This is a genomic window from Pseudomonas sp. PB106, assembly GCF_009764645.1.
Taxonomy (GTDB): Bacteria; Pseudomonadota; Gammaproteobacteria; order Pseudomonadales; family Pseudomonadaceae; genus Aquipseudomonas.
In genome coordinates, this window is the sequence record NZ_RWIM01000103.1 from 1 (window position 1) to 20,863 (window position 20,863).

The following is a 20,863-nucleotide window of genomic DNA, read 5'->3' on the forward strand; positions in this document are numbered from 1 at the left end:
GCGATCTTTTGATCTTTAAAAACAGGATCAAAAGATCGCAGCCTGCGGCAGCTCCTACAGGGGAATCATCAGAAGATTTGGGTGAACAGCCAGTAGAGGCTGCCCGACAACAGGATGGCGGCGGGCAATGTCAGCACCCACGCCATCAGCAGATTGCGGATGGTCTTCATCTGCAACCCACCGCCATTGGCGACCATGGTCCCGGCGACACCGGACGACAACACATGGGTCGTCGACACCGGCAAACCAAACATGTCCGCCGCGCCGATGGTCAGCATCGCCACGGTTTCTGCCGAGGCTCCTTGCGCATAAGTGAGATGCGTCTTGCCGATCTTCTCGCCCACCGTCACCACAATCCGCTTCCAGCCGACCATGGTGCCCAGGCCCAGCGCGATGGCCACGGCGATCTTCACCCACAACGGAATGAACCGCGTGGCGTTGTCGATCTGTTGTTTGAACAGTTGCAGCTTGCTGCTGGTGTCGGCGTCGAAATTACCGACCTTGTTCTTGTCCATCAAGCGAATGCTTTCGCTGGCCAGGTACATGTCGTTACGCACGTTGCCCATGGCTTCGGCCGGGACTTTCGCCAGCGAGCCGTAGCCACGGACCTCTTCGCCAATGTGTCCGGTGAGGGCGGCGAGGGCGGGGATCAGTTGCGGCGTGGCTTCCTTGCTGCGCACGTAATCGGAGAGAATCGGACGCGGATCGGCCGGCGCCGGCTGTGGTGCACTTTTCACCAGCGCTTGCTGGGTGACTTGCGCGACAGCGGCGAACTGCAGGGATTGTTCTTCCGGCATGGTGCGGTTGAGTGCGTAAGCCATCGGCAATGTGCCGACCAGAATCAACATGATCAGGCCCATGCCTTTCTGCCCGTCGTTGGAACCGTGAGCGAAGGACACACCGGTGCACGTGGCGATCAGCAAACCGCGAATCCACCATGGCGGCGGGGTGTTGCCTTCCGGCGCCTTGTACAGCGAACGATTCTTCACGAACGCACGCAGCGCCAACAGCAACAGCGCCGCACAACCGAAACCCACCAGCGGCGACAACAGCAAGGCGTAACCGATTTTGGTTGCCTGCGCCCAGTCGACACCACTGGTGCCGTCACGACCGTGCATCAAGGCGTTGGCCACGCCGACGCCGATAATCGAACCGATCAACGTGTGCGACGACGAGGCCGGCAAACCCAGCCACCAGGTGCCGAGGTTCCACAGGATCGCCGCGATCAGCAGCGCGAAGATCATCGCGAAACCGGCGGACGAGCCGACCTGCAAAATCAGCTCTACCGGTAGCAAGGCGATGATGCCGAACGCCACCGCACCGCTCGAAAGCAGCACGCCGAGAAAGTTGAAAAACCCCGACCAGACTACGGCGACGTTCGGCGGCAGCGAGTGGGTGTAAATCACCGTCGCCACGGCGTTGGCGGTGTCATGAAAACCGTTGACGAACTCAAAGCCCAGCGCAATCAACAGCGCCACGCCGAGCAGCAGGAACGGCGTCCACGTGGTGACCACCGTGCCGAGTTCGTGCATGTCGTGCATCAGGCTGTAGGCGGTGAACAGCATTCCCATCGCCAACACGGCGAAAAAAATCACGTAGGTGAACGGGCCGGTTTTCTTGTCCAGCGCCGGTCTGCCGCTGGCGGCGGAAGCGGGGCTGGCGGTCAGGGAGGGAGTAGCCATGAGCGGACAATCCTGAGCGAGGGAAGGAATGTCGCCCATGATCATTGCAGAATGTTACAGAGAGACTGCGGCAGATCAGTGTTTGGCTGAATAGCCTGACCGTCGGTCTTCTGCTCGTTCCCACGTTCTGCGTGGGAATGCCGCCCGGGACGCTCCGCGTCCCTGTGACGCAGAGCGTCACTTGATGCGTTCCCACGCAGAGCGTGGGAACGAGCGTGTGGAGCCGTCAGTAATCGCCTCTCTTGCGAAACGCCCAACGCCCGGCAATCACGGTAAACGTCGCCACCAGCGCGACCAGTATCCAGAACCCTTCCGGATCCTGCGACAACGGCACGCCGCCGACATTCATCCCGAAAAAACCGGCGATGATATTGATCGGCAGCGCCAACACCGTGACCACGGTCAGGGTAAACAGCGTGCGGTTGCTCTGTTCGTTGAGGTTGGCGGCGATCTCTTCCTGCAACAACTTGATTCGTTCACCGAGGGCAGTGAGGTCGTTGATGATCAGCGCGAACTCTTCGGTGGATTTGCGCAGTTCCTTGACGTCCTCTTTCTGCAGCCACGGTGGCGGGCGATTGAGCAGGCGCAGCAGCGAACCCGGCTCCAGCGCCAGCAACCGTTGCAAACGTACCAGCACGCGACGGTTGGCACCGAGTTCGGCGCGGTTGGTCGACAGCTGCGAGGAGAGCAATTCATCTTCGACCTGATCAACGCTCAGGCTGGTTTTGCGCACGATCTGCGTGAGCACTTCGCCCTGATCGCGCAGCAGGTGCACGAGCAATTCCGAGGGCGAACGAAAGCGCTCACCGGCCTTCACCGACGAACGCAATTTATCCACCGAATGCAGTGGTTGCAGGCGCGCACTGACGATCAGCTTGCTGCGCACGCAGACCCACAGCGTCGACACGTCCGACGAGACCATGCTGCTGAGGTTGAACACCACGTCGTTGACCACCGCCAGCAACGCCGAATCGACGTGCTCGATACGCGTCGACCGCGAGCCTTCGTGCAGCGCCTCGAAAAACTCTTCGGGCAATTGCAGATGGCTTTTCATCCAGCGTTCGCACGCCGCGTGCGCAAGATTGAGGTGCAGCCAGAGGAATTCACCGCTGTCATTGTCGTCCTGCAAACACCGCAGCGCAGTCGCCGAATCGACTTCGCGACCGCGTTCACCGGGCAGAAAACGAAAACCGTAGAGCAAGCCAAACAGGTCAGGATCACGATGGCTGATATCGAGGCTGTGGTTCATGGCGGCTCGCTGCGAGGAGGGCGTGATGCGGGGATTACAGATTCACCTGAGCGGCATCATCGCAATGTCACATGACGTTTGTGTGACAGCAAAATGACGTCAAATCATCGCATTACCGGCGGTCGGCAGATTCTCAAGAAGCGCTCTGGCGCGCCGATCACAGGTGAGTTAGCTTGCGCGCCATTGGCCTTGAGCCAAGGTTCGCCGACAGGGAAGTCCGGCCATTTTTCACGCTCGATTCGGGCGTGCCTCATCCCTGTCTTGAGTACCTGCGATGCTGCAAAAATCCCTGAGAGCGCAAATTCTCGCCCTGCTGAGCGGCAGTCTGTTGGCAATGCTATTGATCGCCCTGGCCTGTTTTCATTTCCTCTCCAACGGCGTGCAAAGCTACAGCCAGTTGATCGCCGGTCCCTTGCACACTTCGCAACTGATCGACGAAGCCAACCTGCAATTCAAGGTGCAGGTGCAGGAATGGAAAAACGTCCTGCTGCGCGGCAAGCAACCGGCGGATTTGAGCAAATACTGGGGGCAGTTCGAAGATCGCCAGCGCGATGTGCAGAATATCCTCGGAGAACTGGCCGGCCAGAAAGGCATCGAGCCGAGCCTGAAGTCGCGCATCGAACGCCTGCGTGAAGAGCACCGTCAATTGGGTAGCGCCTATCAGAAGGGCCGTGATGCCTATGTGGCTGCCGGTGGTGATCCGACGGCGGGCGACGCGGCAGTCAAAGGTGTCGACCGCGCCGCCAGCGATCAGATGAGCGAACTGGTCGCCGAACTGCGCAAACAGGGTAACGATCAGTCTTTGCTGATCAGCGCCGAGGCCGACCGCACCGTGTTGTTCGGCTTGCTGGTGATGCTCGCGTCGGGCCTGTTGATCGGGCTGTTGAGCCTGTGGCTGGTCAATCGCAACCTCGTTGAGCCTATCCGCAAACTGATTGATTACGTGACCCAATTGAGTCGCGGCAAACTGGCCGAGCGCGTGGTCAGCGAACGTCAGGATGAGCTGGGCAACCTCGCTGCAGCGGCCAACACCCTGCGCGATTTCCTCGCTGAAACCTTCACTCGATTGCAGCGCAGCGCCAGTGATCTGGACAGCGCCAGCGGCGAATTGAACGCGATTGCCACGACCATGGCCGGCGGCACTAACGAGCAGTTCAACCGCACCGATCAGGTGGCCACGGCGATGAACGAAATGTCCGCCACCGCCCAGGAAGTGGCGCGTCACGCCGCCGATGCCGCGCGAGCTGCGGACGATGCCGACCAGTCCGCCCAGCAGGGCGAGAAAGTCATGCAGAGCACCATCCACTCGATCACCCAGATGCGCGGCGAAATCGCCAACACCGCGACGGTGATTCGTCGTCTCGAAGCCGACAGTGGCCGGATCGGCAAAGTACTGGAAGTGATTCGCGGCATCGCTGAACAAACCAATCTGCTGGCGCTCAACGCCGCGATTGAAGCGGCGCGCGCCGGTGAGGCCGGGCGTGGTTTTGCCGTGGTCGCCGACGAAGTGCGCAATCTCGCACAGCGCACCGCCGAGTCGATCATCGAGATCAACCAGATCATCCAGAACGTGCAGACCGGTGCGGTCGATGCGGCGCAAGCCATCGAAAGCGGTCAGTCGCGCAGTGATGAAAGCGTCGAGCAAGTGACCCAGGCCGGCGCGATGCTGGAGCGCATCACTCACGCGGTGGAGGCGATCCGCGACATGAACCGTCAGATCGCTACCGCTGCCGAAGAGCAGACCTCGGTGGCCGAAGACATCTCGCGCAACCTGACCGAGATCACCTCGATTGCCAGCACTAACCTCGACAATGTGCAGCGCACTGAAAGCGCCAGCCAGAATTTGCACGGTTTGTCCGGGCAACTGAACGAAGTCACTGCGCGCCTAAGCGCCTGACGAGATTGAACGTGTACCGGTTCGGATACCGAGTCGGTACACAGTCGATCTCAATTACCTGCGGCCGTGGTCGATGACCGGTTATCTATAACCGGCATTGGAGCCTTTCCATGGTCAGCATCACGTCTGTTTCGATCAATCAGACCGTCACCACACCCACCAGCAAAACCGCGATCACCGACGTCGGTGACGACAACTCAACCAGCGCAACCGCCAGCACGGGTGTAGCGGCCGACACCAGCAAAGTCGCTGCGGGCGGCGGTGCGGCGCCGGCGGGTGACAGCGATTCCAGCAGTGAAGAATCGGACTCGGTGAAGGAACTGCGCAAGCAGATCGCCGAGCTGCAGAAGCAGTTGCAGGAAGAGCAGCAAGCGCTGCAGGCGGCTCAGGCCAAACAGGAAAGTTCGGATGCCAAAGCGACTGAAGTGGCTGCCGCACAAGCGCAGATCACCGCCACCTCGGCCTCCCTGTCCACCGCCACCGCCTCGCTGTTGCAGGCGTTGCAGGATTCGGACAGCAGCACCTCCGGCTCACTGGTCAGCACCTCGGTCTAAAAAACTCCCCAGTAGATTGGCCACGCTGCAAAATTTTCGACTGGCAGAAAAACCTGTGGGAGCTGGCTTGCCAGCGAATGCGTCGGCACATCCAACATGGATGTGTCAGGCCTATCGCAATCGCGGGCAAGCCCGCTCCCACAGGGTTTCAGGTTGTTCTTCAGACATGAAAAAGCCGCACGATCTTTCAATCGTGCGGCTTTTGAGGGTGCGGTCAATCAAGTGTCTTGCTTGTTGCTCAGCACTTTGCCGGTCGTGGCGTCGAAGTCGACATCGAACTCTTTGCCGTCAGCGGTTTTCAGTTCAACTTCATACTCATAACCATTGAAGTGGTTATCCAGGTCGGTGTCAGTGATGGTCGCACCCGGATGCAGTTTCAGTGCTTCGGCGTTCATCGACTCCAGCGACTTGATCTTGCCGGACTTAACCAGTTCAGGGATCTGGTCAACGCGAACATCAGCCTGGGCCAGGCCAGCGGTAAGAGTCAGGGCAGCGGCGGTAAACAGGGCAGTCAAAGTTTTCATCGGTTCATTCCTTGGTTGATTCGTTTAAGTGGCCTCAGGTTAACCAGCGCAACTTAACTCACCCTTAAAACGCCAAACCCAAACAAAACGGGCAAGCCCCGCACCTGCACAGAACCTGTGGGAGCGTGGCTTGCCCGCGATGAAGGTGCCTCGATTTCAGATCAGAAACCGTTGTTCTTCAACAACTGATCAACACTGGCGGACGCCGGGCGTTTATAGAACTTCAACAATTCGCTGGCGCGGTTGGTGAAGATGCCGTCGACACCGGCGGCCATGACTTTCTCGAAGTCCACCGGCTCGTCGGCGGTATAAACGTGAACCAGCATGCCCTGATCGTGGGTGTACTTGTTCATCCACGGTTGCACCAGATCCGAATAACTCTGATCGCCGTCATGGGTCAGCTTCGCCGAAGGGCCGGTGCCGATTGCACCCTGGGCTTTGGCGTAATCCACCCATTGCTTGAATTCAGCTTCGGACTTCGGCTCTTGTTTACCGTAGAAAACGTTCTTGTCCTTCTCGCCGGATTCGGCAAACGTCACCTTGGATTTCGGCTCGATGCTGCCGGCGCCGACCCACAGCAGCAGGATCTTCGGTACTTGCGGCATTTCCTTTTGCAGCAGTTCGAGGCTGTTTTTCTCGAAGGTCTGCAGGATCACCTTGCCTTTGCCCTGACCGACACCCAGCGCACTTTTCGCCAGCTTCGAACCGGCCGGGCTGAGCCAGCCGCGATCCTGCAGTTTTTCTTTCAGGTCATGTTCGATGCCCGGGAACAGCTGCGGCTCTTTGGTCTCGATGTACAGGCCCGGCTTGTGTTGCGGGTTGGCCTGGGCAATGTCGATGATTTCATCGAGGGTCAGAATTTTCAGCCCCGCGTAGGACGGGCGCGCGCGATCCGGGTACTTGCTGTTGAACCAGCTGCCGGCGTCGAGGGTTTTCAGTTCAGCCATGGTGAACGCGGTGGCCGGGCTGTCCTTGCGCTCAGGGAACTTGGTGGCGACGTCGGTGGTGCGTTGCAGGTTGTCGTCGTGCAGGGCGAACAGCACGCCGTCCTTGCTGCGCTGCAAATCCATTTCCAGATAGTCAGCACCCAGATCACGGGCCAGTTTGTAGGAGGCGGCGGTGGATTCCGGTGCATCGAACGACGCGCCACGGTGGGCGATCACCGCCGGGTGCGGGATGCCGTGCGCCGCGGCGACGGCTTCGGGATCGGTCTGAGTGGCGGCGTGCGCCTGACCGAGGCCGAACAGCAGGCTCAGTACCAGAGCGCTTTTGGTGAACGTGGCGGGCATGATCGAGTTCCTTTCGCAGGGCATTTTCAAAGACGTACCTTTTAACAACTGAATCGCTTGCGTGCTATCGCCAGACCGACATAAACGTATTAAAAGCGAATTTTCCTACGCTTTTGTGGCGCCGTTTGCAGTACGCTTGCCCTCGGCAGACGCCCCGGCAGAGGGCGCGCCGTTCCGTTGCCCTGCGTGTAAACCATCGATCATTTTTTCGTGAGGTTTACCATGCGCATCACCTCCCAACTCATCTGCCAGGCGGCCGACGACCTCAAGGGTTTTGTCGGTCTCAACCGCAAAACCGGCCAGTACATCGTGCGTTTCAGCGAAGATTCGTTCGGCATGGACGTGGCCGATGACGGCATTATTCCTGTGAGTGAATTTGTCTGGGCCCCGGCCACGGAACAGACCATGACGCTTAAACGCGCGTTGATTCAGTTATTGCTGGATCAGAATATCGATGAGCGGATCAACATCACCGAGCCGTTGCGCGTTTACATGAGCAAGGTTGAGGTGCCGGAGATTGAGGCGGTGCGGAGTTTGGTGCGGGGCTGACATTTTTTTGTGGTTGTACCGGCCCCATCGCTGGCAAGTCGAATCGTCGCACCGCAGCTCCCACAGGTTATGCGTTGCTCTGAAGATCACATCGTACCTGTGGGAGCTGGCTTGCCAGCGATGGGGCCGGTGAGTTCATCACCAACATCACTGCCCGAACCGATACTCCCGCTCAACCCGGCAAACCCGCGTATGAAACGCCGAATACCATTCCGAGCGCCCACGCTGTTGAATCAGCCGATGCTCAGGGTTCTGCCGCCACACCAGAATCGCCGCCTCACTTTCCCAATACGACACCGTGATCCCGATGCCATCGGCCCCGCGAACCGACTCCACACCAAGAAACCCCGGTTGCTCACTCACCAACGCGGCCATGCGCTCGGCTGCCTCGGCGTAACCGTTGTCACCTTCGGTCCGGGTCGAAGTGAAAATCACCGCATAGCAAGACGTCATCAACGTGGCTCCGCGCAAGCTTCGACAAACGCCCGAACCAGCGGCGGCATCAGCCCTTTGAGCGCGGCGCGTTCCGGCTGGAACAACGTGGCGACAAAAAACGGATGATCCTCGAGTTCGATCGCGCGCAAATCTCCGGCTGAATCATGACCTACGGCTTGTAGCCGATCATTCAAAAGCTCGGCTTCGAACAGCGGATTCACACCGAAGCGGCAGCGATAGCCTTCACGAATCTGCGACGTTTCGTACGCCTTGGCGATCAATGAGCCGGGCACCAAGTGAATGCTGTCCACGGCCTCGACCAGAGAACAGGTCAACGGTGTGAGCACTGCGCGCTCGGACTCGGGGGATGTCTCACCATGTTCAGCATCCACCCACCCCAACACGTTGCGGGAAAACTCCAGTACCGCATGCTGAAAACCGCCGCAGGTGCCGAGGAAAGGGCGCTGTTGTTCGCGGGCAAAACGAATGGCGCGCAGCGCGCCTTCTTCACTTTTGTAGGGACTGGCGGGCACACACCAGAACCCGTCGAAGTCTTTCAGCGATGTTTCCGCGTGAATCTGCTCGGTGGCCAGCCATTCGAATTGCAGCGCTTGACCGAGGTGTTCGGCGACCAGCCCGAGGGCAACAGGAATGGCCTGGTGCGCAGTGACTTGCGGGTCGTAATCGCCGATCAGGGCAATACGAATGCTGCGATTTTTCATGGCGGTTCCCTGCACTTGTTGAATGAAGGGGCTCACTATAGATTGGCGTTCACGCACTCAATATTGGCGTTTGCCCAAGTGATCAATGCAGCGACGCACTATCAGCTCGATTACCCGGACCTGGCCCTGATCCTCGCGTTGGTGCGCGGAGGCTCTCTGGCTCGGGCCGCGCAGTTGCTCAAGGTCGACGTGTCGACCGTGTTCCGCGCCGTGCGCCGGCTCGAAACCGCCCTCGGTCAGCAACTGTTCGAAAAAAGCCGTGCCGGCTACTTGCCGACGACGCTGGCGCAAACGCTGGCCGAGCAGGCCGAACGCGCTGAACAGGCATTGGAAGCGGCGCGGATTGGCGTGGAGCAGGGCGGCGAAGTGGTCAGCGGCACGGTGCGGCTGACCTGCACCGATTCGGTGTTGCAAGGTCTGCTGCTGCCGGCAATGGCGCAGTTCATGCCCAACTACCCGGCACTGACCATCGAGTTGAGCACTTCCAACGATTTCGCCAACCTCAGTCGTCGCGATGCCGACATCGCTTTACGTCTGACTCGTACACCGCCCGAGCACTTGGTCGGACGGCAACTGGCGAAGATTTCCTACCGGGTGTGCGCCAGTGCGCGTTATCTACAAAAGGTTGATCCGGCTGATCTGAGCGCACTGACCTGGATCGCCCCGGACGACTTTCTGCCGGATCACCCGACCATCGCCTGGCGCCGGCAACACTTGCCCGGCGTAACGCCAGGTTATCGCTGCAACAGCATGTTATCGGTCACGGAATTAGTGCGCGCCGGCCTCGGCGTCGCGGCATTGCCGGACTTTCTGATTACGGATGGTTTACAAGCCTTGAGCGAACCCTTGCACGGCTACGACACCGCCCTGTGGCTGCTGACTCGCCCGGATTGCCGGGCGCTGCGTTCGGTGGTGACGTTGTTCGATGAATTGGGGCGGGCGTTGCGCTTGCCGTGATCTGCGTTTTGCCGGCGGGCCGCTTCGCGGGCAAGCCCGCTCCCACAGAGATCGAGTCGGCTACACCTTTTGTGTACGACAAATAAACCTGTGGCAGCGAGCCTGTTTGCGAAGGCAACGACGCGGTCGACCTGTGTTTAACCCGGCGTCCGCTCATTGGCAAACATGCTCACCGCATCCACCGCTTCACTGGCGCCATCACGAATCTGCAGAATCACCGTCCCCGCCTGATTCGCCAACTCGACCCCTTCCGCAGCGCGCCCTCGGGTGCCTTCCATGCTCTTGATCGCCTGGCGGGTTTCGCTCTGGATCAGGCCGATCATGCTGGAAATTTCCGCCGTCGAACCGCTGGTGCGCGCCGCCAATTGCCGCACCTCGTCCGCCACCACGGCGAAGCCGCGGCCCTGTTCACCGGCGCGGGCGGCTTCAATGGCCGCGTTTAGCGCGAGCAGATTGGTCTGATCGGCAATCGCGCGGATGGTGTTGACGATGGCAGTGATCTGTTCGGAGCGTTCGCCAAGCTGTGCGATCAACGTTGAAGACTCGGCAATGTCTTCGGCGATGTCGCGCATTTCGCTGGCGGCTTGCTGAATCACCTGGGTGCCTTGTTCGGCGACTTTTCGCGTCGCCACGGAGATGTGATAAGCGGCGCTGGCACTGCGCGCATCCTGCTCATGCTGCTCGACACGAGCGGTGACATCCGAGGCGAACTTCACCACTTTGCACAAGCGTCCGGCGGCGTCATACACCGGGTTGTAGTTGGCTTCCAGCCACACCGTTTGCCCGCGTTTATCCACGCGCTCGAACTGACCTTGGAACAGCTCGCCCTGATTCAAACGCCGCCAGAAATCTTCATAAGCGCTGCTGTTAACCAAGGCTGGCGTGCAGAACAAACGGTGATGTTTTCCTTTAAGCTCGGCGAGGGTGTAGCCCATCCGCGTCAGAAAATTCTGATTCGCCGTGAGAATACTGCCGTCGAGGTTGAACTCGATGACTGCCATGGCCCGATCGATGGCCTGCAACTTGGCGTTGGCTTCACTTTCCTGTTGCACCTTGGCGGTCACGTCCATGGCGTATTTGACCACCTTCACCACGCGGCCCGAGGCATCCTTGATTGGGTTGTAACTGGCTTCAAGCCAGATTGGCTGACCCTTACCGTCGACCCGTTCAAACGTCCCGGACTGAAACTGGCCGTTTTTCAGGCGTGACCACAAGTCAGTGTATTGAGCGCTGCGTCCGAATTCCGGTGTACAGAAGCGCCGATGGGGCTGGCCGATCGCTTGTTCGGCGGTGTAGCCCATGGTCTTGAGAAAGTTGTCATTGGCGCGCAGCACCACGCCATCGAGGTCGAACTCAATCACCGCCATGGAGCGATTGATCGCGTCCAGCAGGCCGTTTTGCTCGGTAATGGTGTGCTGGAGATCGTCGAGGGCGGACTTGTGGCGATTGAAGAACATGTTCAGTGCTCGGGCAGTAGGGAAGATCGAGGATTCAGTCCCTGTTCCGGCGCTGACAAACCGAATGTGCGGATGACATTCGGCAATGACTGCTCAATACCATCATTCCCTGGGTGGCAGATGGCTACTTATACAAAACTTCAGAAACTTGTACAAGAAAGTAAATATTTGTAATTTTGTATAACTTTTCAGGCGCCGGCGTTGTCCGTCGCGGCCCGACCCAAGGCGACACTGATGGTGTTGCGGCCCGTGTGTTTGGCGGTGTAGAGCGCTTTGTCGGCATCGTCCAGCCAGTCGAGCGCATCCTTGTACGAGGTTTGATACCGCGCCAGACCAATACTCAGGCTCACTCGCAATGCGGGTACCTGCGGATGACGGTATTGCAGCAATGCTTCGCGCAATTGCTCCATCAAGGCTTCGGCCTTGTTCAGCGGCAACGTCGGCAGGATCACGCAGAACTCGTCACCGCCATAGCGGCCGGCCAATTCGTATTGATCAAGTTGATGTTTGAGGTCTGTACTCAATTGCCGCAGCACCTCATCGCCGACGATGTGCCCGAAGCTGTCGTTGATGTCCTTGAAGTGATCGATGTCGATCAACGCCAGCGTGGCCGGGGTGTTGTGCTGGCGGCACTGTTGAAACTTCAAGTGCAGCAGGTCTTTCCAGGCGCCGTGGTTGAGCAGGCCGGTCAGGCTGTCGGTTTGACTCAGCGCACTGAGGGCGCGTTTGTGTTGCGAGAGTTTGATCGCCAGGCGATAGCAGACCATGCCCAAGGCCAATGGATACAGGGTGAGCATCGGCAGACAGGCCCAGACTTGAGTCTGCGTCATGGTCAGGCTGAATTTGAAACCGAAGATCGACCAGCCCAGCAGCACGCCGGCGAGTTGGGCGAGGGCGCCGAACACGAACAATCGGTAGCCACCGGCAGCGACATTGTTCATGGTCATCATCGACAGGATGGTCACGGTGGTGAGTGGATTGAACTGAAAACACGCCGCCCAGAAACCGCCGCACAGCGAGTCGTATAAGAGGTTGCGGCGTTCCGCCTGATACGGAAAAGCCGAACGCGTCGAGATCTGATAAGCCAGATGCGGCCATGCAAAGCCGTTGAACAGCAACAGCGCCCACACCCAACCGGGCATGTTCAGCGGATACAACGCGGCGCCGACGCTGAAGAAACCAATCCCCAGACCGATGGCCCGTGGCAGGTAGATGCGTCGGGCGAATGACAAGCCTTTGCCGCGTTGGTTTTCCATGATGGCCCGCGCGAAAATTCATCCTGAAATACTTTGCAGTATTTTTCTCAGGTCGACCGTCCGTCGGTCGATTGTCGGACATTGTCATTTATTCCAACGGGAATAATCAGTGTCCTTCCGAGCCATTTAATCGATGATTCGCGCAGCAGAGAGGCGTTTTAGAGCTGGTAGTGGGCCAGAAACATCTCCAGCGCCGATTCGGCCACGGTGTTCTGCATTTCGGTATCCAAAGCGGCGCGGCCCATCGACATCTGCGGCCAGAAACCAAAGGTCTTGAGCAGTCCCTGCACCTGGTGTGCGGCGAATTCCGGATCAACCGGTTTCAGTCGACTGTCGGCCTGCGCGGCGCGAATCCACACGGTCAGGCCTTCTTCGCGCTCGCCCATACGCTCGACCATGTTTTGCGCGCGCTCAGGCGAATGAATGGTCGCGGCAATTGCCACCCGCGCCAGGGTCAGGAAGTTTTCGTCGGCCATCATCTGCACCTTGGCCTGAAGCATTTGCCGCAACTGCTCGCGCAAGGGTTGTTCCCGGTTGTAGATGACCGCCGGCTCGGCGCTGATCCGCGTCCACAATTGGTTGAGAATTTCGGCGAACAACTCTTCCTTGCTGGGAAAATGGTTGTACACCGTACGCTTCGACACACCGGCCGTCGCGGCGATCTTGTCCATGCTGGTGATCTCGAATCCGTTGGCACGAAACTCGGCAATCGCCGCCTGGATGATGGCTTCGCGTTTTCGGTCGGTGAGTCGCTGTGGAGCTGTCATAAATACGCTTCGGCAGGGAAAGGGTGAAATTACACTTGGCAGTTTACTTGTCATCCGCTTTGATGCAACCTAGAAACTACACCGCCCAGTGTAATGTTGCGTTAATCCTCACAACCTAAAAAACAGAAGTTCGGCCTGTGCGTGCAGCTTTGGCCATTTATCGTCCCACCTTGGAAAGCCGTGAATTCCCCGGTTTTCCTGGAGTCATTCAGTCATGGCCAATCCAGTCTCTCCCCCGGATAACACTTCCACGCCTGAAGCCTCTCGACAGGATCAAGGGCTGTTCCGCAATCACGCGCCGGTGCAACGCGAAGGCCTGCGCAAAATGCTGCGGATCATGTGGAACATGATTTTCCACAAACCGCGCAATACCCGGCCGACGGCGGCAATCCCGGTGCAACCGCTGACTCGTGAAGACCTGCTGGCGGCGCCAAACTTCAGCGTCTATCGCCTCGGTCACTCGACGCTGCTGCTCAAGTTGCGCGACAAATTCTTCATCACCGACCCGGTTTTCGCTGAGCGTGCTTCGCCGGTGCAATGGGCCGGGCCGAAACGCTTCCACCCGCCACCGATCAGCATCGATCAGTTGCCGCCAATTGAAGCGGTGATCCTCTCGCACAACCACTACGACCATCTCGATTACGCGGCTGTGCTCAAACTCGCGGCCAAGACCACGTACTTCCTGACCCCGCTGGGCGTCGGCGACACCCTGATCAAATGGGGCATCGACGCCAGCAAAGTCCGCCAGTACGACTGGTGGCAGGGCACTGAAATCGCCGGCATCCGTTTCATCGCTACACCGTCGCAACACTTTTCCGGTCGTGGCTTGTTCGACGGTAACAGCACGTTGTGGGCGTCGTGGGTGATGATCGACGGCGACAGCCGAATCTTCTTCAGCGGCGACAGCGGCTATTTCGACGGCTTTAAACGCATCGGCGAACAGTACGGCCCGTTTGACCTGACCCTGATGGAAACCGGTGCCTACAACGTCGAATGGCCGCACGTGCACATGCAACCGGAAGAAACCTTGCAAGCGCACATCGACCTCAAGGGGCGCTGGCTCTTCCCGATCCACAACGGCACATTCGACCTGTCGATGCATGCCTGGCATGAACCTTTCGACCGTATTCTGGCGCTGGCGTGGGAGCGCAGTGTTTCCATTACCACGCCGCAGATGGGCGAGGCGTTTAATCTGTTACAACCACAACGTGGACAGGCGTGGTGGCTGAATTTGGAACATGACGTGTCGGAAAAATCCTCTGCTGCTTGTAGCGGCTACAAGTCAGGATGACTTTTCCTACCGCTTGAGGATCATGTGGCTGACAGCTCTTTCCTTCGTTCTCGGTAGGCTTGGTCGCGAGTGAACGACTCACTCGTGACTAGCCTAAACAAGGACGATAAACATGAAGTACTGCTTTAAACGCCAGGCGAATTTGCTCGCCCGAGCCATGGTGATTTCTCTGTTGGCGCCAAACATTGCTTTCGCAACCAATGCGCTTGAATACGCCAGCGCCGATGAACTCGGCAAGATGATGAGCCGTAACGAACTGAGCGCTGTCTCGCTGGTGGAGCATTTGTCGGCTCGCATTGCGACGCTGGACAAGCAAGGGCCGTCTCTTAACGCCATCATCGAACTGAATCCTGACGCGATCGAAATCGCTGCGGTTCTGGACAAGGAGCGTGTCTCAGGGCAGATCCGTGGTCCGTTGCACGGCATTCCTGTCTTGCTCAAGGACAACATCGATACGGCTGACAAAATGCAAACCAGTGCAGGCTCTCTGGCCATGGTCGGTCAACCTGCAGCCAACGATGCGTTTATCGTTAAACAACTGCGCGAAGCCGGTGCAATCGTGTTGGGTAAAACCAACATGAGCGAATGGGCCAATGTGCGTGACATGACGTTGCCGCACGGCTGGAGTGGCCGCGGCGGGCAAAGTAAAAACCCTCATGTGCTGAGCGCCGGAGTCTGTGGTTCCAGCGCGGGATCGGCGGTTGCTGTGGCAGCGGGTTTTGCTCCACTCACGATCGGAACCGAAACCAACGGCTCGATCACCTGTCCGGCAACAGCCAACGGTGTGGTAGGCGTTAAACCGACACTGGGATTGTTTAGCCGCTCGGGAATCGTGCCGATCACTCGCCTGCAGGATACGCCAGGTACCCTGACCCGCACGGTGATGGACGCCGCGCTGATGTTCAACGCCCTCCAAGGGGCCGATGCTGCCGATGCGGCCACCTCTGACGCTCCACACGGTATCGATTACACCGGTTTGCTTGCCAAGGACGCCTTGAACGGCAAGCGCATTGGTTACCCAATCGCCTATGCGGGAACCAATGGCGTGCCGTTGACGCACAGCGGTGAATTCCTGAAGGCAATGATCACCCTGCAAGAGCAGGGCGCGACCCTGGTTCCGTTGACGATTCGCATGCCCGACATGGACGGTTACTTCGACGCACTGATGAGCGGCGTGAAGCATGAACTGCCGCAATACCTCGTCAGCCGCACTGGCGTGGCCGTTGAGTCGTTGCAGGCGTTGATTGACTTCAACCGGACTAATCCCGGCCACGAAGGCTACGGCCAGACGATGCTCGAAGCCATACAGGCTTCGACCACCACCGCGCAGGAAGCGGCCGCAATCATCGAAACCCTCCGGGCGAGTTTCCAAGAGGCCATCGACGAGCAACCGCGTGAATACAATCTCGATGCGCTGGTTTCCGAGGACGACGGCTATTCGCAATTTTCTGCCGCCGTCGCGGGCTATCCGGCGATCACCCTGCCATCAGGCATGAAGGATGACGGCATGCCGACCTCGGTGTTCTTTTTCGGCACGCGCTGGAGCGAACCGCAATTGCTGGCGATGGCTTACAGCTATGAACAAGAGTCGGCCGAGCTCAAGCACCCTGCATTCAAGTAACGCTACTCACACAGAACGGCATCGCTCCCCAACGCGATGACGTTCTGGTAAATGAGATGACTCAATCAGCCATCGCAAAATCCCCACGCCCCACCGATTCCGCCGTCGCACCCTGCACACTCGCACTGCGCCCCGGTGCAAATCCCGGAAAGAACACCAACCCCTGCGCCTCAAATCGATAAGCCAGCGCCAACCGCGCCGCATCTGCCACGTCGTGCTGCGCCTCGAACCGTTGAATGTCTTCAACCGGAACTTCGGCCTCCCGCGACAGCTGTTCCACGCTCCAGCCCAGCATCGCTCGGGCCTGGACACAATGCGTCGGGGTGAACTGGAAGAGGGCAATGCGTTCGAGGATGTGGTTCATCGCAAGAGAGGCCATGGTGTGCTCCGGGCTCAAGAGTGCTGATTGAAAATGTACTGTGTTTTTGTACAGTTGTTTTCGGCCGGGATCAAACGCAATTTTCGATTTCCCCTAGGTCGACGCCTGCAACCAGACGGACGGTGCCTGACCCAGCACTCGCCGAAACATCGTCGAGAACGCTGCCGGGCTCTCGTAACCAAAGTCCAGAGCGATCCGCGTCACCGCATCGCCCGCCGCCAGCCTGGCCAGCGCGAGCACCACACAGGCACGCTGGCGCCACTGGCTGAAACTCAGCCCGGTCTGTTGGCGGAACAGCCGATTGAAGGTACGCAAGCTTACGTGCAACTGATCCGCCCACTGTTGCGGCGTTTGATGTGCATTGGGTTGATGCAGAAAGTTCTGACACAGCGCGAGCAGTTTTCCGTCAGCCGGCAACGGAATGTGCAAGGGCAGGGGCGCACTGCGGGAGAGTTCATGCAAGAGCAAATCGATCAACACGCCATCGCGACCCGCCTCGTCGTAGAGCAACGGCAACTCCACCGCTTCCATCAACAACTGCCTCAGCAACGGCGACACACTGATCACTTGGCAATGCCCACCCAGGTCCACCGCTCCCGGTTCGATGTACACGCTGCGCGTGCTGACCCCGAGCATCAACACCTCATGCGCCACCCCCGGCGGAATCCACACCGCTCGCTGCGGCGGCACCACCCAGTTGCCGTCATGAGTGCTGACCTGCATCACTCCGGTCGCGCCGTATAACAATTGCGCCCGACGATGTGTATGAAACGGCAACAGATGTCCGTGGGAATAATCCGTCCCAATCGCTACTACCTTGCGCGGTGTGTCATCCAACAGATTGATCGAAACATTGCGCATCGAGCGATTCCCAAGGGTTGGCGTAAACGCAAATATTATTGGCTGACTTGCTGAAGCAGGCCAAGCCATGCCGCTCTATCTTCGCTCGCTTCCCACCTGCGGACGACTCGAAATGTTCTACCTCTCGCTCACACTTTTCGGTTGCATGACCGGCATCACCGCTGTGCTGTTCGGCTTCGGCGGCGGCTTCGTCGTCGTGCCGCTGCTGTATCGCCTGCTCACCGCCAGCCACGGCGCCGACGACCCTATCGGCCAATCGGCGATGCACATCGCCGTCGCTACCTCAACCTGCGTAATGATCGTCAACGCCCTCATCGCCACCGACAAACACCGTCGCGCCGGCAACCTCATCCGCCATTACCTGTGGCCATTGGGTGGATTTATTGCAGTCGGCTCAGTGATCGGCGCGATAGCGGCGGTGTGGGTCAGTGGCGAGGTGATTCGCTACGCGTTCATCGCCTACCTCGGCGTGACCATCGTCGACTGCTTGCTCAGACGCGGATTCCTCACTCAGAACGCAAACGTCATCCCACGCCGACTCGGTAATACGGAAACTTCCGCAGGCGGTGTAGGCATCGGCGCCATCGCCACGTTTCTCGGTGTAGGAGGCAGCGTCATGACCGTGCCGCTGTTGCGTCGTTGCGGACTGAGCATGTCGCAAGCGACGTCCATGGCCAATCCGCTGAGCGTGCCGGTGGCGTTGGCTGGGACGCTGACGTACATGGCGCTGGCCGGGTTCAGTCAGGCTGCGTTGGGCGCGTGGTTTATCGGGTATGTGGATTTGCTGGCGTTTGCGCTGCTGACGGTGGGGTCGTTGTTGGGGATCAGACTGGCCACGCCGTGGATCGGGCGGATTCCGGATCGGGTGCATGCTTGGGTCTATATTGGTTTGTTGATCATTGTGATGCTGAGCATTTCACTCAAGTGAGTGGGTGCTTGGCTCTGTTCGTAATCAAGCAGTGGAGGGGGATATGTCGATTTCCGAGAGTGATTGGAAAAAGTACAAGGAGCTGCGCAAGTTGGCGCTGGATCGTTTTTGCCAAGGTGTTCTGGCAGAGACCCAAATCGTCGCTAAAAACAAGACTCTCTCAGCTCACGCGCGCTACCTGACACTGTATCGCCTTGTTCGCAGTCGAGATAAAGACATGGCGGATGTATTTGATCAGCGAATGAGCCGTTCAAACGTGTGGCTGCCATTGTTTATGATGGTCGCGCGTGACTTGCTGACTGATGAGGAATTGTCCGGCCTCAGCGAAGCGCAGCGTGAGAGGATTTCGGAAGCCGTGCGTCAGCCTTACCAAATTGAATGGGCGGAAGAAATCACAAACGATGACTGAGCGTTGTCCTCCAGAATTTACTAGAGAACCAGGATGTTGATCTTCAATTGCTCCGAAGCTGCCAGCAAATTCTTCAGTCGTGTTCACAAGGGTAAAAAGATCACGCCAGTGGACGATAAGCCGCCGACCGCTGTGATCGAAAATGATGAATTGGGCAACTCCAGCGAGCAGTGGCTGGTGCACGCAATCTCCGTCCAGCGCAAACATGTGTTGCTCGTCATTCATGTGCAAACCCGTTATTGCATGATCTTGGCCAATGCCAAAAAGGCCGATGTTGAAGGGTTTGTCGCTGGACTTGTTGAACGCTGGCACGAAGGTTTGATACGCGATGCGATCAACCATGACTTCATGCAATGGGTTGATGCGGGAATTCTGTCGGATCGTTTTGAAAAAGCCTGCGCGGAACAACAGTTCTATCGTCGCAGCCATCGCGGAGCCCAAAAACACATTGAACAAATCGCCTGGTTTTTCCAGGATTGCGCTGCCGAGTGGGGCTGTTTGCCGCAGGGCGAACGTGCGGCTATCGGGTTCGATGCGCAGATGAACAGTCAACTTAGAAACAGCAAGGGGCGCAAGGATTACTTCAGGCCAGATGAAGAAATGGTCGCCCACTGGCTACGCCGATATTGCGCTGTCGATGAGATAGAAGTTCAGGCTGCGATGGTCCGACGCAAGAAGGCTGAGCGAGAGATCCGTGCTTTCGAGGGCGGACTGCAAATGAATTGATCGTGCAATGAAGCTCGATTCCGCAACAACTCCTCGCCATAATCCTCCGCGAATTTATCCGCGCCGGCCCGCAAGTGCCGGCGCGGCCTCTGCCTCTTTCAAGGAACGATCAATGCTCAAGGGACTGATGCACCTGGCACCATGCGCCGCTCTGCTGTTCTCAATGCTGTCCACCGCGCACGCCGAAGATAACCGGATGGTGTTCACTGGCACATTGGGCAAGATGCCGATCGTTTTCGAAGTCGACATCAGTGATCCGGAACAAGTCACAGGTCGCTACTGCTATGAGAAGTTTCACCGCGATCTAGAGCTAAACGGCACCTATAAAAATGACGTTTTGCTGCTCACAGAGGGCAGCAATCGGATGGACCCGGACAAGCCATTACCGACCCTCAAACTGAAACCGATTGAGGCCGGCTGGAAAGGCGAATGGCAAAACGCTAAAGGCAAAAAACTGCCCGTACTGGTCACCGATACGCCACTTCCCGAAGTGCCGGCGAATGCTCTTCCCTACATCGCCAAGTTGCCCAAGTCCGAGCCCTACGAATATCTGCGGCTTCAGGGACTCAAACTCAAACCCGGTAAAAAGCAGGACTTCATGGGCTACTCCCTGCAACGGTGGGAAGAGCCTGATACCCAGATGTCCATGTTCAGCATCGAATCCGGGATGCCACAAGAAGATCTGCAACGGGTTAACCAGCAGTTGCTCGGGCGCTTGTGGGACGAGGCCATCAGTTATTACGGTTGCCAGTTGCGAGGCGGCGAAAATGCCGAATTCCTCCAGGACGTCACCCCGACTTTTATCTCGCCTAGTGTGATCAGCCTGAACATTTCCACCAGCTACGACTGCGGCGGCGCGCACCCGGACTTCGGCGATTCACCGCTTAACATCGATGTGAAAACCGGCCATCCGTTGTCGCTCGAAGACGTCCTTTGGGTGGGCGAGGGGCAGCCAATTCTTCACGCCGATCGTTACCGAGGCGGTGACCAGCCGTTGACCGAGGTCGAAGACGCCGCGCGCTCGAAGTACCAAAGCGAAGTCTTCAAGCCGTGGCTGATCAAACAACTCACCGCGTTGTACCCGGATGAAATGAAGAAACCGGAGGAAGGTGATGAAGACAGTTGCGACTTCACCAATGAAGACAACTGGAGCTATTCCAACTGGCACTTCAGCGAAAAAGGTTTGTATGTGGGCGCGTACTTTGCCCGTGTCGAGCGAGCCTGCGATTCACCCGACTGGTCGATCCTGCCGTACTCGCTGATCAAACAACACCCCGGCGCCGTCAAACTGCAACTGCCCCAGGGTTAAC

21 protein-coding genes and 1 pseudogene are annotated in these 20,863 nt (G+C 58.3%); 10 read left to right on the forward strand and 12 right to left on the reverse strand.

Translation table 11 applies throughout. The features are described 5' to 3' along the window. Positions 1 to 68: 68 nt before the first annotated feature. Together EJA71_RS13545 and EJA71_RS13550 are read right to left on the reverse strand one after the other, a co-directional pair. Positions 69 to 1,682: an inorganic phosphate transporter gene (locus EJA71_RS13545; protein ID WP_158957610.1), complete on the reverse strand. Its 1,614-nt coding sequence runs from the start codon at positions 1,680 to 1,682 to the stop codon at positions 69 to 71. Between the two features lie 226 nt (positions 1,683 to 1,908). Continuing rightward, positions 1,909 to 2,931, reverse strand: coding sequence for a transporter (locus EJA71_RS13550; protein WP_158957612.1), 1,023 nt, complete (start codon positions 2,929 to 2,931; stop codon positions 1,909 to 1,911). Positions 2,932 to 3,205: 274 nt separating this feature from the next. Here EJA71_RS13550 and EJA71_RS13555 point away from each other — a divergent pair, with 274 nt between their 5' ends. Together EJA71_RS13555 and EJA71_RS13560 are read left to right on the forward strand one after the other, a co-directional pair. Continuing rightward, positions 3,206 to 4,828, forward strand: coding sequence for a methyl-accepting chemotaxis protein (locus tag EJA71_RS13555; protein ID WP_158957614.1), 1,623 nt, complete (start codon positions 3,206 to 3,208; stop codon positions 4,826 to 4,828). A gap of 110 nt (positions 4,829 to 4,938) precedes the next feature. Then, the gene (locus EJA71_RS13560) at positions 4,939 to 5,382 is read left to right on the forward strand and encodes a hypothetical protein (protein ID WP_158957616.1); all 444 of its coding nucleotides are present in this window, start codon (positions 4,939 to 4,941) and stop codon (positions 5,380 to 5,382) included. Positions 5,383 to 5,600: 218 nt separating this feature from the next. Here the strand turns inward: EJA71_RS13560 and EJA71_RS13565 are convergent, their stop codons facing one another. After that, the gene (locus EJA71_RS13565; protein ID WP_007917758.1) at positions 5,601 to 5,906 is read right to left on the reverse strand and encodes a PepSY domain-containing protein; all 306 of its coding nucleotides are present in this window, start codon (positions 5,904 to 5,906) and stop codon (positions 5,601 to 5,603) included. A gap of 161 nt (positions 5,907 to 6,067) precedes the next feature. Next, positions 6,068 to 7,195 carry a glycerophosphodiester phosphodiesterase gene (locus tag EJA71_RS13570; RefSeq protein WP_158957618.1) on the reverse strand — a complete coding sequence of 376 codons (1,128 nt, stop codon included), beginning with the start codon at positions 7,193 to 7,195 and terminating at the stop codon, positions 6,068 to 6,070. A 222-nt stretch (positions 7,196 to 7,417) separates the two neighbouring features. On the opposite strand from EJA71_RS13570, the gene EJA71_RS13575 reads away from it, so the two are divergent. Further along, positions 7,418 to 7,744, forward strand: a complete 327-nt coding sequence (locus EJA71_RS13575) for a DUF2025 family protein (protein WP_158957620.1) — start codon at positions 7,418 to 7,420, stop codon at positions 7,742 to 7,744. 147 nt (positions 7,745 to 7,891) lie between these two features. Here the strand turns inward: EJA71_RS13575 and EJA71_RS13580 are convergent, their stop codons facing one another. Both EJA71_RS13580 and EJA71_RS13585 read right to left on the reverse strand, forming a co-directional pair. Further along, positions 7,892 to 8,197, reverse strand: a complete 306-nt coding sequence (locus EJA71_RS13580; RefSeq protein WP_158957622.1) for an antibiotic biosynthesis monooxygenase — start codon at positions 8,195 to 8,197, stop codon at positions 7,892 to 7,894. Beyond that, the gene (locus tag EJA71_RS13585; RefSeq protein WP_158957624.1) at positions 8,197 to 8,901 is read right to left on the reverse strand and encodes a CTP synthase; all 705 of its coding nucleotides are present in this window, start codon (positions 8,899 to 8,901) and stop codon (positions 8,197 to 8,199) included. The genes EJA71_RS13580 and EJA71_RS13585 overlap by 1 nt, the downstream gene beginning before the upstream one ends. 15 nt (positions 8,902 to 8,916) lie before the next feature. Here EJA71_RS13585 and EJA71_RS13590 point away from each other — a divergent pair, with 15 nt between their 5' ends. Beyond that, a complete protein-coding gene (locus tag EJA71_RS13590; RefSeq protein WP_158957694.1) occupies positions 8,917 to 9,858 on the forward strand; it encodes a LysR family transcriptional regulator in 942 nt (313 codons plus the stop codon). Positions 9,859 to 9,995: 137 nt separating this feature from the next. Here EJA71_RS13590 and EJA71_RS27815 read toward each other — a convergent pair whose 3' ends face one another. The 4 genes and pseudogenes from EJA71_RS27815 to EJA71_RS13605 form a co-directional block, all read right to left on the reverse strand. After that, positions 9,996 to 10,490, reverse strand: a complete 495-nt coding sequence (locus EJA71_RS27815) for a methyl-accepting chemotaxis protein (RefSeq protein ID WP_371925677.1) — start codon at positions 10,488 to 10,490, stop codon at positions 9,996 to 9,998. A 51-nt stretch (positions 10,491 to 10,541) separates the two neighbouring features. Next, positions 10,542 to 11,315: pseudogene (locus EJA71_RS27820) on the reverse strand (PAS domain-containing protein); the annotation flags it as partial. Positions 11,316 to 11,503: 188 nt separating this feature from the next. Next, positions 11,504 to 12,571 carry a diguanylate cyclase gene (locus EJA71_RS13600; protein WP_158957628.1) on the reverse strand — a complete coding sequence of 356 codons (1,068 nt, stop codon included), beginning with the start codon at positions 12,569 to 12,571 and terminating at the stop codon, positions 11,504 to 11,506. 158 nt (positions 12,572 to 12,729) lie between these two features. After that, positions 12,730 to 13,338, reverse strand: coding sequence for a TetR/AcrR family transcriptional regulator (locus EJA71_RS13605; RefSeq protein WP_158957630.1), 609 nt, complete (start codon positions 13,336 to 13,338; stop codon positions 12,730 to 12,732). Between the two features lie 214 nt (positions 13,339 to 13,552). Here EJA71_RS13605 and EJA71_RS13610 point away from each other — a divergent pair, with 214 nt between their 5' ends. Next, the gene (locus tag EJA71_RS13610; protein WP_158957632.1) at positions 13,553 to 14,629 is read left to right on the forward strand and encodes an MBL fold metallo-hydrolase; all 1,077 of its coding nucleotides are present in this window, start codon (positions 13,553 to 13,555) and stop codon (positions 14,627 to 14,629) included. Positions 14,630 to 14,741: 112 nt separating this feature from the next. Beyond that, positions 14,742 to 16,250 (forward strand): amidase family protein, encoded by a 1,509-nt coding sequence (locus EJA71_RS13615; RefSeq protein ID WP_158957634.1) that lies wholly within the window; start codon positions 14,742 to 14,744, stop codon positions 16,248 to 16,250. Positions 16,251 to 16,311: 61 nt separating this feature from the next. Here the strand turns inward: EJA71_RS13615 and EJA71_RS13620 are convergent, their stop codons facing one another. Together EJA71_RS13620 and EJA71_RS13625 are read right to left on the reverse strand one after the other, a co-directional pair. After that, a complete protein-coding gene (locus EJA71_RS13620) occupies positions 16,312 to 16,629 on the reverse strand; it encodes an XRE family transcriptional regulator (RefSeq protein WP_158957636.1) in 318 nt (105 codons plus the stop codon). A gap of 93 nt (positions 16,630 to 16,722) precedes the next feature. Next, on the reverse strand, positions 16,723 to 17,490 hold the full coding sequence (locus EJA71_RS13625; RefSeq protein WP_158957638.1) for a helix-turn-helix domain-containing protein: 768 nt from the start codon (positions 17,488 to 17,490) through the stop codon (positions 16,723 to 16,725). 112 nt (positions 17,491 to 17,602) lie between these two features. Between EJA71_RS13625 and EJA71_RS13630 the strand changes: the two genes are divergently transcribed. The 4 genes from EJA71_RS13630 to EJA71_RS13645 all read left to right on the forward strand — a co-directional run bounded on the left by EJA71_RS13630 (position 17,603) and on the right by EJA71_RS13645 (position 20,862). Beyond that, positions 17,603 to 18,418, forward strand: coding sequence for a sulfite exporter TauE/SafE family protein (locus EJA71_RS13630; RefSeq protein ID WP_158957640.1), 816 nt, complete (start codon positions 17,603 to 17,605; stop codon positions 18,416 to 18,418). Between the two features lie 43 nt (positions 18,419 to 18,461). Next, positions 18,462 to 18,827 (forward strand): hypothetical protein, encoded by a 366-nt coding sequence (locus tag EJA71_RS13635; RefSeq protein ID WP_158957642.1) that lies wholly within the window; start codon positions 18,462 to 18,464, stop codon positions 18,825 to 18,827. A 33-nt stretch (positions 18,828 to 18,860) separates the two neighbouring features. Beyond that, complete coding sequence (locus EJA71_RS13640; protein ID WP_158957644.1) at positions 18,861 to 19,553, forward strand: hypothetical protein; 693 nt, start codon at positions 18,861 to 18,863, stop codon at positions 19,551 to 19,553. Between the two features lie 112 nt (positions 19,554 to 19,665). Next, positions 19,666 to 20,862, forward strand: a complete 1,197-nt coding sequence (locus tag EJA71_RS13645) for a hypothetical protein (RefSeq protein WP_158957646.1) — start codon at positions 19,666 to 19,668, stop codon at positions 20,860 to 20,862. Position 20,863: the final 1 nt, after the last annotated feature.